General features: G+C 63.8%; 20 protein-coding genes. 11 read left to right on the top strand and 9 right to left on the bottom strand.

Translation table 11 applies throughout. The annotated features are described in order from the left end of the window. Window positions 1–11: 11 nt before the first annotated feature. The 6 genes from ptsP to PVZ80_RS20775 all read right to left on the bottom strand — a co-directional run bounded on the left by ptsP (window position 12) and on the right by PVZ80_RS20775 (window position 6,862). Window positions 12–2,534 carry a phosphoenolpyruvate--protein phosphotransferase gene (ptsP, locus tag PVZ80_RS20800; RefSeq protein WP_273864486.1) on the bottom strand — a complete coding sequence of 841 codons (2,523 nt, stop codon included), beginning with the start codon at window positions 2,532–2,534 and terminating at the stop codon, window positions 12–14. A gap of 30 nt (window positions 2,535–2,564) precedes the next feature. Next, window positions 2,565–3,587: an SIS domain-containing protein gene (locus PVZ80_RS20795; protein ID WP_124301175.1), complete on the bottom strand. Its 1,023-nt coding sequence runs from the start codon at window positions 3,585–3,587 to the stop codon at window positions 2,565–2,567. Continuing rightward, entirely contained in the window at window positions 3,568–4,674 is a 1,107-nt protein-coding gene (nagA, locus tag PVZ80_RS20790; protein WP_016702726.1) for an N-acetylglucosamine-6-phosphate deacetylase, read from the bottom strand. The genes PVZ80_RS20795 and nagA overlap by 20 nt, the downstream gene beginning before the upstream one ends. Before the next feature lie 57 nt (window positions 4,675–4,731). Then, window positions 4,732–5,463, bottom strand: coding sequence for a GntR family transcriptional regulator (locus PVZ80_RS20785; RefSeq protein ID WP_009047134.1), 732 nt, complete (start codon window positions 5,461–5,463; stop codon window positions 4,732–4,734). A gap of 295 nt (window positions 5,464–5,758) precedes the next feature. Next, window positions 5,759–6,262 (bottom strand): L,D-transpeptidase family protein, encoded by a 504-nt coding sequence (locus PVZ80_RS20780; protein WP_273864485.1) that lies wholly within the window; start codon window positions 6,260–6,262, stop codon window positions 5,759–5,761. A 48-nt stretch (window positions 6,263–6,310) separates the two neighbouring features. Then, the gene (locus PVZ80_RS20775) at window positions 6,311–6,862 is read right to left on the bottom strand and encodes an NUDIX hydrolase (RefSeq protein ID WP_009042316.1); all 552 of its coding nucleotides are present in this window, start codon (window positions 6,860–6,862) and stop codon (window positions 6,311–6,313) included. A 147-nt stretch (window positions 6,863–7,009) separates the two neighbouring features. Here PVZ80_RS20775 and PVZ80_RS20770 point away from each other — a divergent pair, with 147 nt between their 5' ends. The 5 genes from PVZ80_RS20770 (at window position 7,010) to purT (ending at window position 10,291) form a co-directional block, all read left to right on the top strand. Then, window positions 7,010–7,609 (top strand): CoA pyrophosphatase, encoded by a 600-nt coding sequence (locus PVZ80_RS20770; protein ID WP_009047136.1) that lies wholly within the window; start codon window positions 7,010–7,012, stop codon window positions 7,607–7,609. A 66-nt stretch (window positions 7,610–7,675) separates the two neighbouring features. Continuing rightward, window positions 7,676–8,197 carry a gamma carbonic anhydrase family protein gene (locus tag PVZ80_RS20765; RefSeq protein WP_009047137.1) on the top strand — a complete coding sequence of 174 codons (522 nt, stop codon included), beginning with the start codon at window positions 7,676–7,678 and terminating at the stop codon, window positions 8,195–8,197. Continuing rightward, window positions 8,197–8,409 carry a DUF1289 domain-containing protein gene (locus tag PVZ80_RS20760; RefSeq protein ID WP_016702729.1) on the top strand — a complete coding sequence of 71 codons (213 nt, stop codon included), beginning with the start codon at window positions 8,197–8,199 and terminating at the stop codon, window positions 8,407–8,409. The genes PVZ80_RS20765 and PVZ80_RS20760 overlap by 1 nt, the downstream gene beginning before the upstream one ends. Before the next feature lie 129 nt (window positions 8,410–8,538). Further along, entirely contained in the window at window positions 8,539–9,006 is a 468-nt protein-coding gene (locus tag PVZ80_RS20755; protein WP_016702731.1) for a VUT family protein, read from the top strand. Between the two features lie 103 nt (window positions 9,007–9,109). Next, complete coding sequence (gene purT, locus PVZ80_RS20750) at window positions 9,110–10,291, top strand: formate-dependent phosphoribosylglycinamide formyltransferase (RefSeq protein ID WP_273864484.1); 1,182 nt, start codon at window positions 9,110–9,112, stop codon at window positions 10,289–10,291. 76 nt (window positions 10,292–10,367) lie between these two features. Here the strand turns inward: purT and PVZ80_RS20745 are convergent, their stop codons facing one another. The 3 genes from PVZ80_RS20745 to PVZ80_RS20735 all read right to left on the bottom strand — a co-directional run bounded on the left by PVZ80_RS20745 (window position 10,368) and on the right by PVZ80_RS20735 (window position 14,134). Then, on the bottom strand, window positions 10,368–11,684 hold the full coding sequence (locus tag PVZ80_RS20745) for an MFS transporter (RefSeq protein ID WP_028681724.1): 1,317 nt from the start codon (window positions 11,682–11,684) through the stop codon (window positions 10,368–10,370). A 386-nt stretch (window positions 11,685–12,070) separates the two neighbouring features. Then, window positions 12,071–13,309, bottom strand: a complete 1,239-nt coding sequence (locus tag PVZ80_RS20740) for a transporter associated domain-containing protein (RefSeq protein WP_038630673.1) — start codon at window positions 13,307–13,309, stop codon at window positions 12,071–12,073. Window positions 13,310–13,321: 12 nt separating this feature from the next. After that, complete coding sequence (locus tag PVZ80_RS20735) at window positions 13,322–14,134, bottom strand: cytochrome C assembly family protein (RefSeq protein ID WP_007927682.1); 813 nt, start codon at window positions 14,132–14,134, stop codon at window positions 13,322–13,324. Window positions 14,135–14,332: 198 nt separating this feature from the next. Here PVZ80_RS20735 and ffh point away from each other — a divergent pair, with 198 nt between their 5' ends. The 6 genes from ffh to PVZ80_RS20705 all read left to right on the top strand — a co-directional run bounded on the left by ffh (window position 14,333) and on the right by PVZ80_RS20705 (window position 18,408). After that, on the top strand, window positions 14,333–15,709 hold the full coding sequence (gene ffh / locus PVZ80_RS20730) for a signal recognition particle protein (RefSeq protein ID WP_007927681.1): 1,377 nt from the start codon (window positions 14,333–14,335) through the stop codon (window positions 15,707–15,709). 248 nt (window positions 15,710–15,957) lie between these two features. After that, complete coding sequence (gene rpsP, locus PVZ80_RS20725; RefSeq protein WP_007927680.1) at window positions 15,958–16,209, top strand: 30S ribosomal protein S16; 252 nt, start codon at window positions 15,958–15,960, stop codon at window positions 16,207–16,209. Between the two features lie 5 nt (window positions 16,210–16,214). Further along, a complete protein-coding gene (rimM, locus tag PVZ80_RS20720) occupies window positions 16,215–16,751 on the top strand; it encodes a ribosome maturation factor RimM (protein WP_007927679.1) in 537 nt (178 codons plus the stop codon). A gap of 2 nt (window positions 16,752–16,753) precedes the next feature. After that, complete coding sequence (trmD, locus tag PVZ80_RS20715; protein ID WP_007927678.1) at window positions 16,754–17,506, top strand: tRNA (guanosine(37)-N1)-methyltransferase TrmD; 753 nt, start codon at window positions 16,754–16,756, stop codon at window positions 17,504–17,506. A 45-nt stretch (window positions 17,507–17,551) separates the two neighbouring features. After that, on the top strand, window positions 17,552–17,902 hold the full coding sequence (rplS, locus tag PVZ80_RS20710) for a 50S ribosomal protein L19 (protein WP_009047143.1): 351 nt from the start codon (window positions 17,552–17,554) through the stop codon (window positions 17,900–17,902). A gap of 92 nt (window positions 17,903–17,994) precedes the next feature. Continuing rightward, on the top strand, window positions 17,995–18,408 hold the full coding sequence (locus PVZ80_RS20705) for an acyl-CoA thioesterase (RefSeq protein ID WP_007927676.1): 414 nt from the start codon (window positions 17,995–17,997) through the stop codon (window positions 18,406–18,408). The last annotated feature ends 38 nt before the right edge of the window (window positions 18,409–18,446 follow it).

Here is an 18,446-nt window from a genome sequence, read left to right as displayed (position 1 = left end):
GTTCTTGTTGTTCAGCTCAGGGGCCAGTGTTGGTGGCAGGCATGGCGCACCGCCGAGGCACTGCTCAGGTTCAGCAGGTCGTGGCTGATACGCCGGCATTCGGCAGCGTCCAGCTGGCGGACCCGTTCCTTGATCTCGCCCACTTGCGGCGGGCTCACCGACAGCTCGCTGACCCCCAGGCCGACCAGCACCGGCGTCGCCAGCGGATCGGAGGCCAGGGCGCCGCACACACCGACCCAGCGCCCATGCCTGGCCGCGCCGGCGCAGGTCTGGGCGATCAGCCGCAGTAGCGCCGGGTGCAGCGCATCGACCCGCGCGGCCAGGCCGGCATGGTCACGGTCCATGGCCAGGGTGTATTGCGACAAGTCGTTGGTGCCGATGGAGAGGAAGTCGGCGTATTCGGCCAGTTGCTCGGCGAGCAAGGCGGCGGCCGGGACTTCGATCATCACCCCCAGCTCCGGGCGCTGGCCGATCCCCAGCTCGGCGCACAGGCAATCGATGCGCTCGCGGATATGCAGCAGTTCGTCGAGCTCGCTGACCATCGGCAGCAGGATGCGGCAGCGTTGCAGTGGGCTGACCTGCAGCAGGGCACGCAGTTGCTGGTCCAGCAGTTCCGGGCGGGCCTGGGCCAGGCGAATGCCGCGCAGGCCCAGCACCGGGTTGGCTTCCACCGGTAACGGCAGGTAGTCCAGTTGCTTGTCGCCGCCGACGTCGATGGTGCGGATGATCACCGCCTTGTCGCCCATGGCATCGAGCACGGCCTGATAGGCCTGGCGCTGCTCCTGCTCATCGGGGGCGGTATGCCGGTCGACGAACAGAAACTCGGTACGCAGCAGGCCGACGCCGTCGGCGCCGTTGGCATGGGCGCCCTGGGCTTCCTGGCTGGAGGCGACATTGGCGGCGACTTCGATCGCCTGGCCGTCGAGGGTCCTGGCCGGCAGCTGGGCCTGTTGCTGTTGTTGCTCGCGCCGTTGCTGGCGCAGCAGATGGCTCTGCCGGACCTGTTCGATACGGGCGCTGTCCGGTGTCAGTTCCAGGCGACCCTGATCGGCGTTCAGCACCACCTGCTGGCCTTGAGGCACATCGACAAGCTCCGAGCCCAGGGCCACCAGGCAGGGCAGGCCCTTGCCCCGGGCCAGGATCGCTACGTGGGAGGTGGCGCCGCCGGCGGCCATGCACAGGCCAACGGCGCCTTGCTCGCTCAGTTGCAGCAGGTCGGACGGGGTCAGTTCGTGGGCTGCGACTATGGCGCCGGCCGGCAGCTGGTAATGCCAGGCTTCGCCGAGCAGGGCGCGCAGCACCCGTTGTTGCAGGTCGCGCAGGTCGTTGGTGCGTTCGGCGAGCAGGGCATTGCCCAGTTGCAGCAGGATCTCGCACTGTTCGCCGATGGCGTCGCTCCAGGCGTGGGTGGCGGCGCGTCCCTGGGCGATGCTCTGGCGGGCGGCGTCCAGCAGCGCCGGGTCTTCGAGCAGGGCCAGGTGGGCGGCGAAGATCGCTTCTTCCTGGTTGTCCTTGCGTTGCCGGGCGTGGTCCAGGGTGCCGCGAATGTCGCTGCGAACCTTTTCCAGGGCCTGGTCCAGCGCCTGCAGTTGTTCCTGGGGCAGGTGACCGCCACTGTCTTCGGGCAGGGTCATGGCGGTCAGGTGAAACAGCGGCCCGCAGACCAGTCCGGGGGCGGCGCAGACACCCTGGATCACCCCGGCTTCGGCGGGGCGCTGGGGTGTGGCGGCCTTCACCGCCGGCGCCGCGGCGTGGGCGTCTTCGGTCAGCGGGGTGGCGAGGGCGTCCAGCAGGGCCAGCAGGGCGGCTTTGCAATCCTTGCCCTGGCAGCTGACCCGCACCTCGTCCTGCTCGCCGACCCCCAGCCCCATCAGGCTGACCAGGCTGTCGCAGGACGCCGACTTGCCGTTGAAATGCAGTTGCGCCTTGCTGCTGAAACCCTGGGCGGTCTGGCGGATCAGCGCAGCGGGCCGGGCATGCAGGCCACCGCGGTGATTGACCCGGGTATGGCCTTCGACCTCGTCGGTCGAGGTGTCGCTGGCTTGCGCCTGGGCCCCATTGGTCGCGCGCGGAACGATGTGCAGCAGCGGTTCGCCGACTTTCACCGATTTCAGGGTGATGGGCAGGGCCTGGAAGTGTTCGCCGTTGGTCAGGATCATCAGACTGATCAGGCTTTTGCTGTTCCGCGCGACCTGGTCGAGGTCGAAGCGCAGCAGGGCCTGGCCGCTGCTGACCCGGGCGCCTTCCTGCACCAGCATGGAGAAACCCTCGCCTTGCAGTTGGACAGTGTCCAGGCCCAGGTGCAGCAGCAGTTCCGCGCCATTGTCGGCACGCAGGGTCACTGCGTGGCCGGTGCGGGCGGCATGCACCACTACGCCGGCGCACGGGGCATGCAGGGTGTTGTTCAGCGGGTCGATGGCGATCCCGTCGCCCATGGCGCCGCTGGAAAACACCAGGTCGGGGACCCTGGCGAGGGTGAGCACCGGGCCGCTCAAGGGAGCGCCGAGCGTCAGGTCTTTATTGTTGTTGTGCATGGCGCAGTACTCATCCGTTGAAGGAAAGGCTCAGTGGGTGCGGGTCACTTTGCTCAGGTGCCGTGGCTGGTCCGGGTCCATGCCGCGGGCCTCGGCAAGGCTTGCGGCCATGCCGTAGAAACTCTGGATCGCCAGGATCGGATCGAGCGCCGGGTGTTCGGCCCGGCTCAGGGTCAGGTCGCGCTCGGCGATGTCGTCCGGAGCCGCCAGCAGCACTCGGGCGCCACGCTGGCGCATGTCGGCGGCGAGGCTGATCAGGCCGGCCTGTTCCGCTCCCCGTGGGGCGAACACCAGCAGCGGGTAGTTGTCGCCGATCAGCGCCATCGGGCCGTGGCGAACTTCCGCGCTGCTGAAGGCTTCGGCCTGGATCGCCGAGGTTTCCTTGAGTTTCAGCGCGGCTTCCTGGGCGATGGCGAAACCGGCGCCGCGGCCGATCACCATCAGCCGCTGGCTATCGTGCAGGGCCTCGACGGCCGGGCTCCAGTCCTGGATCGCGGCTTCGCGCAGTCCCTGGGGCAGGGCGAGGCCGGCTTCCAGCAATTGCGCGTCCTGTTTCCAGTGGGCGATCAGGCGGGCGCTGGCGCTGAGGGTGGCGATAAAGCTCTTGGTCGCCGCCACGCTGCGTTCGGCGCCGGCGTGCAGCGGCAGGCAGAACTCGCTGGCGGCTTCCAGCGGGCTGTCCTGGGCGTTGACCATGGCCACGCTCAAGGCCCCGCGTTTGCGCAGCAGCCGCATGCTGTTGACCAGGTCGGGGCTCTGCCCGGACTGGGAAAAGGCGAATGCCGCCTGGCCGCTGACCCGCAGCGGCGCCTGTTGCATGGTCACCACCGACATCGGCAAGGACGCGACCGGGAAGCCCAGCTGCTGCATGGTCAGGTAGGCGAAGTAGCTGGCGGCATGGTCGGAGCTGCCGCGGGCGACGGTCATCACCACTTGCGGCGGCTGGCGGTTCAGGCGCCCGGCCACTTCGATCAGTTGCGGGTCCAGGTGCTGCAACTGGCCTTCGACGGCCGCGGCAGAGGACAGCGCCTCCTCAAGCATTTTTGAAGTCAATGTCTTCTCCTTCGACCATGACGGCGGTCAGTGTGAGTGAGCGATCCAGGCACACGCAGTCGGCCCAGCTGCCGACCTGCAAACGCCCGCGTTCGGCCAGGCCGAGATAATCGGCGGGAAACTGTGACAAGCGTTGCGAAGCTTCGGCCAGGGGCAGGCCGATCTTCACCAGGTTGCGCAAGGCCTGATCCATGGTCAGGGTGCTGCCGGCCAGGGTGCCGTCCGGCAGGCGCACGCCACCCAGGCACTTGGTCACGGTGTGGCTGCCGAGCTTGTATTCGCCATCCGGCATGCCGGCGGCCGCGGTGGAGTCGGTCACGCAGTACAGGCAGGGGATCGAACGCAGGGCCACGCGCATGGCGCCGGGGTGCACGTGCAGCAGGTCGGGGATCAGTTCCGCGTACTGGGCGTGGGCCAGGGCGGCGCCGACTATGCCCGGCTCGCGGTGATGCAGCGGGCTCATGGCGTTGTACAGGTGGGTGAAGCTGGTGGCCCCGGCGTCGAGTGCGGCCACGCCTTCCTCGTAGCTGCCCAGGGTGTGGCCGATCTGCATGCGGATGCCGCGGGCGCTGAGGGCGCGGATCAGCGCGTCATGGCCGGCGATTTCCGGGGCGATGGTGATCACCCGGATCGGCGCCAGGCGCAGATAGGCCTCGACTTCGGCCATCAGCGCGGTATGGGCGAAATTGGGCTGGGCACCGAGCTTGCCTGGATTGATATACGGACCTTCCAGGTGCACGCCGAGCACCCGGGCGCTGCCGCTGGGGCGCTGCTCGCAATATTCGCCGATGGCGCCCAGGACCCGGGTGATCTCCTCGGTCGGCGCGGTCATGGTGGTGGCCAGCAGCGAGGTGGTGCCAAAGCGTACGTGGGTGCGGGTGATGGTCTCGAACGCCGGGGCGCCTTCCATGATGTCCTTGCCTCCGCCGCCATGCACATGCAGGTCGATGAAGCCCGGCAGCAGGTAGGGCAGGTCGTTGTCCGCGGGGTCGCAGGGGCTGCCTTCGATGCCGGTGACCTTGCCGTCCCGGTGGTTCAGGTGGCCGCGAATCCAGCCTTGCGGGGTGAGGATGTTGTATTCGGACATGGGCTGCTCTCTGGGACGGGTTCTTGGCGACTCGGCGGCCTGGCTCAGCGGCCTGGTTTAGCGACGCAGCTCGGCGACGAAGTCGTAGTAGTCGTTGCGGCAATAGGTGTCGGTGACTTCGATCGGGGTGTTGTCTTCGAGGTAGCCGACACGGGTCATCAGCAGCATCGCGGTGCCGGGGGCGATGCCCACCAGGGCGGCGAACTCGGCGGAGGCGTTGATCGCCTGGATGTGCTGCAGGGCACGCACCACCGGGCGGCCGATGCCATCGAGGTAGGCGTAGAGCGAATCGCCGATGGCGTCCGGCTGGGCAATGATCGAGGCCGGCAGGGTGCTCATTTCGATCGCCATCACCGTGTCGTCGGCTTTGCGCAGGCGCTTGAGGCGCGCCACCTTGTCGTTCGGCGACAGGCCGAGGCGGATCAGTTCTTCGTGGGTCGGCGTGGTGATTTCCCGCTCCAGCCATTGGGAGCCGGGGACGAAGCCCTTGAGGCGGAGCATTTCGCTGAAGCCGGACAGCCGCGACAACGGTTGTTCCAGGCGTGGGGTAATGAAGGTGCCGGAGCCCTGGCTGCGGCGGATCAGGCCTTGTTCTAACAGCACTTCCAGGGCCTTGCGCGCGGTGACGCGGGAGATGTTGAGCATCTCGCTCAGGTTGCGTTCCGAGGGCAGGGCCTGTTCGGCTTTCCACTGGCCGGCATGGATCGCGGCTTCAAGGTTGCGCGCCAGTTGCAGGTACAGCGGGGTCGGCTGGGTATCGTCGGGGCGCAGGGCCAGGATGTGGTTCATCTGTCGAGGTTCCGATGCGTTATTGGTTTGTTGTCGCCCGGTAATGTGGCGAAAACTAATACCACTTAAATACCATGTCAACGCCAGTACTACGGCGATGGCGCGCGAGAACGGGCGCTTTATGGGGGGGGGCGGGCTTGGTTTGGGAAAGTGGTATTAGGGCGGTCTGGCCATGAATGCGAAAATCGCAGGGGCGGCGGTTTTTCGAGGGGGAATTGGTATTCACCTTTCGAAGCCGGCGCGGCCTGCGATTTTTTTTGTAACTGAGGTGTTTTAGCGGCGTTTCAGCGAGGAATCAGGGGCGGATTTCGATCATCGTGCCGTCCGGGACCAGGCCCCAGACTTCGCGCATGTCGACGTTGCGCATGGCAATGCAGCCATCGGTCCAGTCCAGGGTGTGGAAGTACTGCTCGGGGTAGTCTTCGCTGTCCGGGGTGCCGTGGATCATGATCATGCCGCCGGGCTCCACGCCCTCGCGGCGCGAACGCGCGGAATCGCTGATGTTCGGGTAGGAAATATGCATGGCCAGGTTGAAGCGGTCGCTGGTCTTGCGCCAGTCCAGCCAGTAGAAGCCTTCCGGCGTGCGCTTGTCGCCTTCCATGAGCTTCGGCCCCTTGGGCTGTTTGCCCAGGGAAATGCGGTAGGTCTTGAAGGGTTTGCCGTCGTTGATCAGTTGCAACTGATGGGCCGACTTGAGGACCAGGACTTTCTCGATGACCTTGCTGTCCAGGGTATCCGTCGCGGAAGCGTGGGAGACAGCGATAACCGAGCAGCAGAAAAGAGCGAGCAACCAGCGCATTGAAACGATATCCCTAAGAGTACACAGGTGCCGCGTACGTTTTGTTGTTTAAGTGAGGGCCGGCTGAGCCAGGGGCGGAATGGACTCGGAGCGCACGGGGTATTGCTCGTTCCGCCGGTCAGCGAAGAAACATTCTAAGGTACGTCCGACCGTGCGAAAAGCCAGCTCGGACCAGGGAATGTCGGCTTCTTCGAAAAGCCGGACTTCCAGGCTCTCTTCGCCGGCGGCGAAATCCAGGTCCGCCAGCTCGGCGCGGAAGAAGACATGCACCTGGCTGATGTGCGGGACGTCGATCAGGGTATAGATGCTCAGGTTGCGGACCCGGGCGCAGGCTTCCTCGAACGTCTCGCGAATCGCCGCCTGTTCGACGGTCTCGCCGTTCTCCATGAAACCGGCCGGCAGCGTCCAGTAACCACGGCGCGGCTCGATCGCGCGCCGGCACAGCAGCACCTGGGTGCCCCAGGTCGGCAGGCAGCCGGCGACTATGTTCGGGTTCTGGTAATGGATGGTCTGGCAGTTGTCGCAGACAAAACGCAGGCGCGAATCGCCTTCGGGAATGCGCTGGGTGACCGGGTGACCGCACTGGCTGCAGAATTTCATGCTGGGTATCCGAAAAGGCTGCGCCTATCTTGGCGTGCACGGGGCTTTGTCGGCAAGTTGTCGTTACGCGACATGGCGTGGATCGGGGGTTGGGCGGTCGGTTTGTTTGGTGCATGATGCAAGGTAGTCGACAGATCGAGAAGACTCATGCTGGACGAGCTACTGCACCGGGTAAGCAACCATACGCCGCGACCGCTGGAGACGGATCGACGTTTCCCCGAGGCTGCCGTACTGGTGCCCATTACCCGCAGTGACGAGCCCGAGCTGGTGCTGACCCTGCGCGCCAAAGGATTGTCCACCCACGGCGGCGAAGTGGCCTTCCCCGGCGGCCGCCGCGACCCGGAAGATCCCGACCTGGTTTTTACCGCCCTGCGCGAAGCCGAAGAAGAAATCGGCCTGCCTCCCGGGTTGGTGGAAGTGATCGGCCCTTTGAGCCCGCTGATTTCCCTGCACGGGATCAAGGTCACGCCTTATGTCGGGGTGATTCCCGATTATGTCGAGTACCTGGCCAATGACGCCGAGATCGCCGCGGTATTCAGCGTGCCGCTGGAGTTTTTCCGCCAGGACCCGCGCGAACATACCCACCGCATCGATTATCAGGGCCGCAGCTGGTATGTGCCGAGCTACCGCTTCGGCGAGTACAAGATCTGGGGCCTGACAGCGATCATGATCGTCGAGCTGATCAACCTGCTGTATGACGCCAAGATCAGCCTGCACCAACCGCCCAAAAGCTTTATCAATATTTGAAGCCATCGCTCGTATGGCCTGAACCCTGCTGTGTACCTGAACCTGCCTGGCCTTGAGGACAACAATATGAAATACCGCCTGGGCGACGCCCGCGTCGAAACCCACCCGCAAAGCTGGGTCGCACCCAATGCCACGCTGGTGGGCAAGGTCAAGCTGGAGGAGGGGGCCAACGTCTGGTTCAACGCGGTGCTGCGTGGCGACAACGAGCTGATCCTGATCGGCAAGGACAGCAACGTGCAGGATGGCACGGTGATGCACACCGACATGGGTTTTCCGCTGACCATCGGCACCGGCGTGACCATTGGCCATAACGCCATGCTGCATGGCTGCACTGTCGGCGACTACAGCCTGATCGGCATCAACGCGGTGATTCTCAACGGCGCGAAGATCGGCAAGAACTGCATCATCGGCGCCAATTCGCTGATCGGCGAAGGCAAGGAAATCCCCGACGGTTCGCTGGTGATGGGCTCGCCGGGCAAGGTGGTCCGCGAGCTGACCGAGCAACAGAAGAAAATGCTCGAAGCCAGCGCCGCGCACTATGTGCATAATTCCCAGCGTTACGCCCGCGACCTGGCCGAGCAAGAATAATGACCACCCCCGAAAAACCCGTTCCCTCGCCCTGCGTGAGCATCTGCGCGCTGGACGATGACGATATCTGCACTGGCTGCCAGCGCACGGTGAGCGAGATCACCCGTTGGAGCCGCATGGACAACGCCGAGCGCCGCGAGGTGCTGGCGCTGTGTCATGAGCGCGCCAAGTCCAGCGGGCTGCTGTGGATGATCGGTACCCAGTCCGGCTAAACGGCTGTCGCGAGCAGCCCCGCCCCAGCCGGAGCGAGCCTGCCCGCGGTATCGGCGCCAGCTCCCGTCTGGTCCATCCCACCCACCTGAAGTACCCTGTGTGCCTTACTGACAGGTACTTTTCGCCCCATGCTCTTCCTGATCGCCTATATCGGCAGTGTCGTGCTGATCAACTACGCCTTTTCCACCGCTCCGCACCTGGACATCATCTGGTCGGCCTGGGGCGGGCTGGTGTTCGTCCTGCGGGACATGGTGCAGACCCGCTTCGGCCATGGCGCGCTCGTCGCCATGCTGGTGGCGCTGGTGCTGTCCTACGTGACCTCCGACCCGGCCATCGCCCTGGCCAGCGCCACGGCGTTCGCGGTCTCCGAGTGCATCGACTGGCTGGTGTTCAGCATCACCAAGCGCCCGCTGCACGACCGCCTGTGGATAAGTTCGGCGTTGAGCATTCCCCTGGACACCTTTATCTTTTTCGGACTGATCGACGCCTTGACCCCGGGCGTGATCCTCACGGCGCTGGGTTCGAAGTTCGCTGGCGTGACCGTGGTCTGGCTGGCCATGGCCTGGCGTGTGCGCAAGGCGGCGTGCGCCAGCTGAGGCCAAAGCGCGCGGTTCATGTAAAATGCCGCGCTTTCTTCCCCATGGGCCGCCCGCCTGGTGCGCGACCCTCGATGATCCGCTCCTTTTTGAGGACCTTCAGATGACCCGTATCGGAACTCCATTGTCGCCAACCGCGACCCGCGTTTTGCTGTGTGGCTGTGGTGAGTTGGGCAAGGAAGTGGTGATCGAGCTGCAACGCCTGGGCGTTGAGGTGATTGCCGTGGATCGCTACGCCAATGCGCCGGCGATGCAGGTCGCCCATCGCAGCCATGTGATCAACATGCTCGACGGTGCCGCGCTGCGTGCGGTGATCGAGGCGGAGAAGCCGCACTTCATCGTGCCGGAAATCGAAGCCATCGCTACCGCCACCCTGGTGGAGCTGGAGTCCGAAGGGGTCACCGTGATCCCGACCGCCCGTGCCGCCCAGTTGACCATGAACCGCGAAGGCATCCGTCGCCTGGCCGCCGAAGAGCTGGACCTGCCGACCTCGCCTTACCACTTCGCCGATACCTTCGAAGACTACCGCAAGGCGGTGGACGACCTGGGCTTCCCCTGCGTGGTCAAGCCGGTGATGAGTTCCTCGGGCAAGGGCCAGAGCCTGCTGCGCAGTGTCGACGACGTGCAGAAGGCCTGGGACTACGCCCAGGAAGGCGGGCGCGCCGGCAAGGGCCGGGTGATCATCGAGGGTTTCATCGATTTCGATTACGAAATCACCCTGCTGACCGTGCGCCATGTCGGCGGCACCACCTTCTGCGCGCCGGTCGGTCACCGCCAGGAGAAGGGCGACTACCAGGAATCCTGGCAGCCCCAGGCCATGAGCCCGAAAGCCCTGGCCGAGTCCGAGCGCGTGGCCAAGGCGGTGACCGAGGCCCTGGGTGGCCGTGGCTTGTTCGGCGTCGAACTGTTCGTCAAGGGTGATCAGGTCTGGTTCAGCGAAGTGTCGCCGCGTCCCCATGACACCGGCCTGGTGACCCTGATTTCCCAGGACCTGTCGCAGTTCGCCCTGCATGCGCGGGCGATCCTCGGCCTGCCGATCCCGTTGATCCGTCAGTTCGGCCCGTCGGCTTCGGCGGTGATCCTGGTGGAAGGCCAGTCGACCCAGACCGCTTTCGCCAACCTGGGCGCGGCCCTGAGCGAGCCGGACACGGCCCTGCGCCTGTTCGGCAAGCCTGAAGTCAACGGCCAGCGCCGCATGGGCGTGGCCCTGGCGCGCGACGAGTCGATCGAGGCCGCCCGGGCCAAGGCGACCCGCGCTTCCCAGGCGGTCGTAGTCGAGCTGTAAAAGCATCGCGAGCAAGCTCGCTCCTACAGGTTCGGCGCAGCCCTTGTAGGAGCGAGCTTGCTCGCGAAGCGATCTTTCAATCGACCTGGTTCAGGTCGTTATTGCGCGTTTCCTTCAGGCACAGCACAGCGATCAGGCTGAGCACCGCTGCCGCCGACACATAGCCGCCGACCCAACTCAAGCCCCCCATCGCCACCAGCTTCTGGGCGAAGAAGGGTGCCGCCGAGGCGCCGACAATGCCGCCCAGGTTATAGGCCGCCGAGGCTCCGGTATAACGCACGTGGGTCGGGAACAGCTCGGGCAGCAGGGCGCCCATCGGGGCGAAGGTCACGCCCATCAGGAACAGCTCGATGCACAGGAACAGCGCCACGCCCCAGGTCGAGCCCTGGGTCAGCAGCGGTTCCATGGTGAAGCCGGAGAGAATCGCCAGCAGGCCGCCGATGATCAGCACCGGCTTGCGTCCGTAACGGTCGCTGGCCCAGGCCGACAGCGGTGTGGCCGCGGCCATGAACAGCACCGCGAAGCACAGCAGGCCGAGGAAGGTTTCGCGGCTATAGCCAAGGGTCGCGACGCCGTAGCTCAGCGAGAATACCGTCGAGATATAAAACAGCGCGTAACACACCACCATCGCCGAGGCGCCCAACAACACCGGCAGCCAGTACTGGCTGAACAGCTCGACCAGCGGCATCTTGACCCGTTCCTGGCGGGCGATGGCGTTGGCGAATACCGGGGTTTCGTGGAGTTTCAGGCGCACATACAGGCCGACCAGCACCAGCGCGGCGCTGAGCAGGAACGGAATCCGCCAGCCCCAGGAGCGGAACTGCTCATCGCTCAGGCTCATGGCCAGGGTCAGGAACAGGCCGTTGGCCGCGAGAAAGCCGATCGACGGCCCCAGTTGCGGGAACATGCCGAACCAGGCGCGTTTGCCTTTCGGCGCGTTTTCCGTGGCGAGCAGCGCGGCTCCGCCCCATTCGCCGCCCAGCCCCAGGCCCTGGCCGAAACGCAGCAGGCACAGCAGGATCGGGGCCCAGGCGCCAATGCTGTCATAGCCTGGCAGCACGCCGATCAGCGTGGTGCACACGCCCATCAGCAGCAGCGATGCCACCAGGGTCGACTTGCGGCCGATCCGGTCGCCGAAGTGGCCGAACAGCGCCGAGCCCAGGGGGCGGGCGAGGAAGGCGATGCCGAAGGTCAGGAAGGCTGAGAGCATCTGCGCGGTGCCGGACGTCTGCGGGAAGAATACCGGGCCGATCACCAGCGCGGCGGCGGTGGCGTACACGTAGAAGTCGTAGAACTCGATGGCGGTGCCGATAAAGCTGGCGGTGGCCACGCGGCTGGCGGAGTTGGTCGGCTGGGCAGGCACGGAGGCGCTGTAAGTGGTGCTGGTCGTCATGCGGTTATCCCTGACAGTCATGTGCTCCATCGGAGCGAATTATTATGGTCGAACACCCAGGGATGTGGGTTTGGCGCGGGCGTGGCTCGGGGTGGGAGCGCAGCCTGCCAGAAGCGGGCAGAGCAGGGCAGAAGCCGCTGGGTGCGGGTAGCACGCGGGTGCTGCGGGGCTTGGGTAAGCGGATCGATTATAGGAAGGCCCCTAACGATTCAACAAGCAGGACTTGTCCCTGTAGCCGCTGCCGAGCCTGCGAGGCTGCGATCGGCGGCACAGCCGTCGTAAAACCAGGCGGCGCGGTATTTCAGGCGGATTGTTGTATCCCGGTTAGCGCCCGCTTCGTCGGAATGCCGCCCAGATCGATCGCAGCCTCGCAGGCTCGGCAGCGGCTACAGGGACGAGGGAGCACCTGGCTTGGTGTGCCAGATCAGCACGCGGCTGACCCGGTTGTCCTCGGTCTCGAGGATTTCCAGGCGGTAGCGGCCGATTTTCAGGCAGACGGCGCTGTCGGGAATGGTCTCCAGCGCTTCGGTGACCAGGCCGTTGAGGGTTTTCGGGCCGTCGCTGGGCAGGTGCCAGCCCAGGCTCTTGTTCAGCTCGCGAATCGAGGCAGCGCCTTCGATGACAAAGCGTCCGTCGGCCTGGGGATGGATATGCGGGTTGTCGAGGCTGTGTTCGCTTTCGAATTCGCCGACGATTTCTTCGAGGATGTCTTCCAGGGTAACGATGCCCAGCACTTCGCCGTACTCGTCCACCACCATGCCCAGGCGGCGCTGCTGCTTGTGGAAGTTCAGCAGTTGCAGCTGCAGCGGGGTGCTTTCCGGCACGAAGTAAGGTTCGTGGCAGGCCGCCAGCAGGGCCTCTTTGGTCAGGCTGGCATCCGGTAGCAGGTGGCGGATCTGGCGGGTGTTGAGAACCGCCTCGACCTGGTTGATATCGCTGTGGAACACCGGCAGGCGGGTGCGTTTGGACAGGCGCAGCTGCTCGATGATCTCGCCGATGGGCTCGTCCAGGTTGATCCCGGCGACTTCGCTGCGCGGCACCAGGATGTCATTGACGGTGATGTTGTCCAGGGCATGGATGCCCGACACCGGGTGCGGGCGGCCGTTGGCATGTTCCTCGGCGTCGTCCGGGTCGGCGGCCTGCTCGTCTTCGCTCTGCTTGACGGCGCCGGCCTTGCGGCTGAAGGGGCGCAGCAACAGCTGGCTGATGCTGTCGAGCAGCCAGGCCGCGGGGTAGATGATCTTCAGCGGCACGCCCAGCAGGGTGTTGCCCAGGCTGAGGATGGCGTCCGGATAACGGGTAGCCAGGGTGCGCGGGAGGTAGTCGGCGAGTACCAGCAACACGCTGGTGGCGATCAGGCAGGCCAGCCACGGGCCGTTTTCCGCCCACTGCAGGAGCGCCAGCAAGGTGCTGATGATGACCGCCAGCACCCGGCACAGGGTGTTGCAGAGAATCAGGCTGTCGCGCGGGAAGCTCAGGCGCGCCAGCGGTTTGTCGCCGGAGCGCGAAGCAGTGCGCAGGGTCAGCAGGTGTTGCTGGGCGGCTTCGATGGCGGTGAACAGCCCCGACCACAGCACCAGCAAGGCCAGGACCACGAGCATCGGCTCTATGGGCAGGTTGTCCATTATCGCCGCTCGTCAGATATGCAGGATGTATTCACGGACCAGCTTGCTGCCGAAGTACGCCAGCATCAGCAGGCAGAAGCCGGCCAGGGTCCAGCGAATCGCCTTGTGTCCGCGCCAGCCGAGGCGGTTGCGGCCCCACAGCAGCACGCTGAACACCACCCAGGCCAGGCACGCCAGCAGGGTCTTGTGCACCAGGTGCTGGGCGAACAGGTTCTCGACGAACAGCCAGCCGGAGATCAGCGACAGCGACAGCAGGGTCCAGCCGGCCCAGAGGAAGCCGAACAGCAGGCTTTCCATGGTCTGCAGCGGCGGAAAGTTCTTGATCAGCCCGGACGGGTGCTTGTGCTTGAGCTGGTGGTCCTGCACCAGCAGCAACAGGGCCTGGAACACGGCGATGGTGAACATGCCGTAGGCAAGGATCGACAGCAGGATATGGGCGAGGATGCCCGGTTCTTCGTCGATCACCGGCACCGTGCCGGTGGGCACGAACTGCGCCAGCAGCACGGTCAGCGCCCCCAGCGGAAACAGCAGGACCAGCAGGTTCTCCACCGGAATGCGCGAGCAGGCCAGCAGGGTCAGGGCAATCACCGCGGCGGCGATCAGGCTGGCGGCGCTGAAGAAGTCCAGGCCCAGGCCCACGGGCGTCATCAGGTGGGTCAGGAGGCTGGCGCTGTGGGCGAGCAGGGCAAGGATGCCGAGCGAGACCAGCAGGCGCTTGTTCGTCTTGGCGGCTTGAGCCAGACGAGTGCCTTGATAGAGGGTCGCAGCGGCATAGAGACAGGCGGCGGCGAGGGTGGTTAGCAAGCTGGGTGACAAGGGGAGCATAAATCCTGTTAGGCAAGCCCGAAAGTCGTTGAGTTTGGCATAGAACCGCCACCACACGAAAGACCGCGCAACCAGACGGCGGCTGTGCGTCGCGCGCAGTCTTCGCTATAATCCGCGACCTGCCCACGGAGCACCCTTTATATAAGGGGGCCCGAGCCGCCATTACCTCGGTCTACTTAGGGCCTGAAAGGATCGCGCATGTTTGAAAACCTAACCGACCGTCTCTCGCAGACGCTGCGCCATGTCACCGGCAAGGCCAAGCTGACCGAGGACAACATCAAAGACACCCTGCGCGAAGTGCGCATGGCGTTGCTCGAAGCCGACGTCGCCCTGCCGGTGGTCAAGGACTTCGTCAACTCGGTGAAGGAACGTGCCGTCGGCACTGAAGTGTCGCGCAGCCTGACTCCGGGCCAGGCGTTCGTGAAGATCGTCCAGGCCGAGCTCGAAAGCCTGATGGGCGCGGCCAACGAAGATTTGAACCTGAGCGCCGTGCCGCCTGCCGTCGTGCTGATGGCCGGTTTGCAGGGCGCCGGTAAGACCACCACCGCTGGCAAGCTTGCGCGCTTCCTTAAAGAGCGCAAGAAGAAGAGCGTGATGGTGGTGTCCGCCGACGTGTACCGTCCGGCGGCGATCAAGCAGCTCGAAACCCTGGCCAATGACATTGGCGTGACCTTCTTCCCGTCCGACCTGAGCCAGAAGCCGGTCGCGATCGCCGAAGCGGCTATTAAAGAAGCCAAGCTCAAGTTCATCGACGTGGTCATCGTCGACACCGCCGGTCGTCTGCACATCGACGCCGACATGATGGACGAGATCCAGGCGTTGCACGCGGCGGTCAAGCCGGTGGAAACCCTGTTCGTGGTCGACGCCATGACCGGCCAGGACGCCGCCAACACGGCCAAGGCCTTTGGCGACGCGCTGCCACTGACCGGTGTGATCCTGACCAAGGTCGACGGCGATGCCCGTGGCGGTGCCGCGCTGTCGGTGCGTGCGATCACCGGCAAGCCGATCAAGTTCATCGGTATGGGCGAGAAGAGCGAAGCGCTCGAGCCGTTCCACCCTGAGCGTATCGCTTCGCGCATCCTCGGCATGGGCGACGTGCTCAGCCTGATCGAGCAGGCCGAACAGACCCTCGACAAGGAAAAAGCCGACAAGCTGGCGAAGAAGCTGAAAAAAGGCAAAGGCTTCGACCTCGAAGACTTCCGCGATCAGTTGCAACAGATGAAGAACATGGGCGGCCTCGGTGGCCTGATGGACAAGCTGCCGAATATCGGTGGCGTGAACCTGGCGCAAATGGGCAATGCCCAGGGCGCGGCCGAGAAGCAGTTCAAGCAGATGGAAGCCATCATCAACTCCATGACCCCGGCCGAGCGCCGCGACCCTGAGCTGATCAGCGGTTCGCGCAAGCGTCGGATCGCCATGGGCTCCGGCACCCAGGTGCAGGACATCGGTCGCTTGATCAAGCAGCACAAGCAGATGCAGAAGATGATGAAGAAATTCTCCGCCAAGGGCGGAATGGCGAAAATGATGCGCGGCATGGGCGGAATGTTGCCCGGCGGCGGCATGCCGAAGATCTGAAGAATCCACGCCGGCAGCCATGCCGGCGTTTCCCGCGGGGACGCGGGACCTCCAGCAAACCCGCGCTTGGCGGGAGCTGACTCGCCGTTGTTGCCAACGGCCCTATAGCAAATCTGGATGGCAGCCGGTAGGCGCCGGAAAAAGTCATTTGCAAAAGTCCGGATATTCCTTAGAATATGCGGCCTTTCGGGCACCCATGCCCGCTGTGCATTTAGATTTGCAGCACCGACTACAGGAACGATGTTCACATGCTAACAATCCGTCTTGCCCTTGGCGGCTCCAAAAAGCGCCCGTTTTACCACTTGACCGTGACCGACAGCCGCAACCCACGCGACGGTTCGCACAAAGAACAAGTTGGCTTCTTCAACCCGATCGCTCGTGGTCAAGAAGTCCGCCTGTCCGTGAACCAAGAGCGCGTAGCCTACTGGCTGAGCGTTGGTGCACAACCGTCTGAGCGCGTTGCTCAGCTGTTGAAGGAATCGGCTAAGGCTGCAGCCTGAACCCTATGAACGCGACGCCTGCTCCTGCTGATGATTTGATCGTTATCGGCAAAATCTACTCTGTTCACGGCGTTCGCGGCGAAGTGAAGGTTTATTCCTTTACTGATCCGATTAAAAACCTGTTGGATTACAAAACCTGGACGCTCAAGCGCGAAGGTAGCGTGAAACAGGTTGAGCTGGTCAGCGGACGCGGGAATGAAAAATTCCTGGTCGCAAAGCTCAAGGGTCTCGATGATCGTGAAGAAGCGCGTCTTCTGGCCGGTTATGAGATCTGCGTGCCGCGCAACCTGTTCCCTGAACTGACCGACGGCGAGTACTACTGGTACCAGCTGCAAGGTCTCAAGGTCATCGACACTCACGGACAACTGTTCGGGAAGATCGATCACCTGCTGGAGACCGGCTCGAACGATGTAATGGTGGTCAAGCCTTGCGCTGGCAGCCTGGATGATCGCGAACGCCTGTTGCCCTATACCGAGCAATGCGTGTTGGCCGTCGACCTGGCAGCGGGCGAGATGAAGGTGGATTGGGACGCGGACTTCTGAACGTGGCTAGCCTGCGCGTAGAAGTGATCAGTTTGTTTCCCGAGATGTTTTCCGCCATCAGCGACTACGGCATAACCAGCCGCGCGGTGAAACAGGGGCTCTTGCAGCTGACCTGTTGGAATCCGCGAGACTACACCACGGATCGACATCACACTGTGGACGATCGCCCATTTGGCGGTGGCCCGGGCATGGTGATGAAGATCAAGCCCCTGGAAGATGCTCTGGTTCAGGCCAGGCAGGCAGCCGGGGAGGGCGCGAAGGTGATCTACCTGTCGCCCCAAGGCCGCAAACTGACTCAGTCGGCGGTACGCGAGTTGGCGAATGAGGATGCATTGATCCTGATTGCCGGTCGTTATGAAGGCATTGACGAGCGTTTTATTGAAGCTCATGTCGATGAAGAGTGGTCGATTGGCGACTATGTACTCTCCGGTGGCGAGCTGCCGGCGATGGTCCTGATTGATGCGGTTACGCGACTGCTGCCCGGAGCTTTAGGGCATGCGGATTCCGCGGAGGAAGATTCCTTCACGGATGGTCTGCTGGATTGCCCGCACTACACCCGACCGGAGGTGTATGCGGATCAGCGTGTTCCCGACGTGTTGCTGAGTGGCAACCACGCACACATCCGGCGTTGGCGTTTACAGCAGTCCCTTGGTCGGACCTATGAACGACGCGCCGATCTTCTGGAAAGCCGCTCGCTTTCTGGAGAAGAGAAGAAGCTGCTCGAGGAATACATCCGCGAGCGGGACGATAGTTAACAACGTATCGATGGTAGATCCGACGATTTACCTTAGGAGCACAGCATGACCAACAAAATCATTCTTGCACTCGAAGCAGAGCAGATGACCAAAGAGATCCCAGCCTTTGCCCCGGGCGACACCATTGTCGTTCAGGTGAAAGTGAAGGAAGGCGATCGTTCCCGTCTGCAAGCGTTCGAAGGCGTTGTAATCGCCAAGCGTAACCGTGGCGTGAACAGTGCATTCACCGTTCGTAAAATCTCCAACGGTGTTGGCGTAGAGCGTACTTTCCAGACCTACAGCCCGCAAATCGACAGCATGGCTGTCAAGCGTCGCGGTGACGTACGTAAAGCCAAGCTGTACTACCTGCGCGACCTGTCGGGTAAAGCAGCTCGCATCAAGGAAAAACTGGCTTAAGTCCAGCTTCCGATGCAGAAAAAAGCAGCCTACGGGCTGCTTTTTTGTTGCCCGTCATTTATTCCCCGAAGTGTGTTTCAGGCAGTAGAACCATGAGCCCCCGCGAGCAAGAAATCCAACGCCGGACCGAGCTGTCGGTTACCCGTGTGACCAAGGCGGTATTCCCGTCGACCACCAACCACCACAACACCCTGTTCGGCGGCACGGCGCTGGCCTGGATGGACGAAGTGTCGTTCATCGCCGCGACCCGTTTCTGTCGGCTGCCGCTGGTCACCGTGTCCACTGACCGTATCGACTTCAATCACCCGATTGCCGCGGGCTCCATCGTCGAGCTGGTGGGACGGGTAGTGAAGGTCGGCAACACCAGCCTCAAGGTCGAGGTTGAAGTCTTCGTCGAGAGTATGAGTTGCGATGGGCGGGAGAAAGCCATCCACGGCCTGTTCAGCTTTGTCGCCATCGATGACGACAAGCGCCCGGTGCCGGTGCTGCCGGGGTTTGTCGACTGATCGCGAGCAAGCCTCGCTCCTGCGGGATTTCACCGTTC

Source organism: Pseudomonas sp. B3G-3 (assembly GCF_028640915.1).
GTDB lineage: Bacteria > Pseudomonadota > Gammaproteobacteria > Pseudomonadales > Pseudomonadaceae > Aquipseudomonas > Aquipseudomonas chlororaphis_I.
The sequence above is the reverse complement of the archived record's forward strand: the minus strand, read 5'-3'. Positions and strand labels throughout refer to the sequence as shown.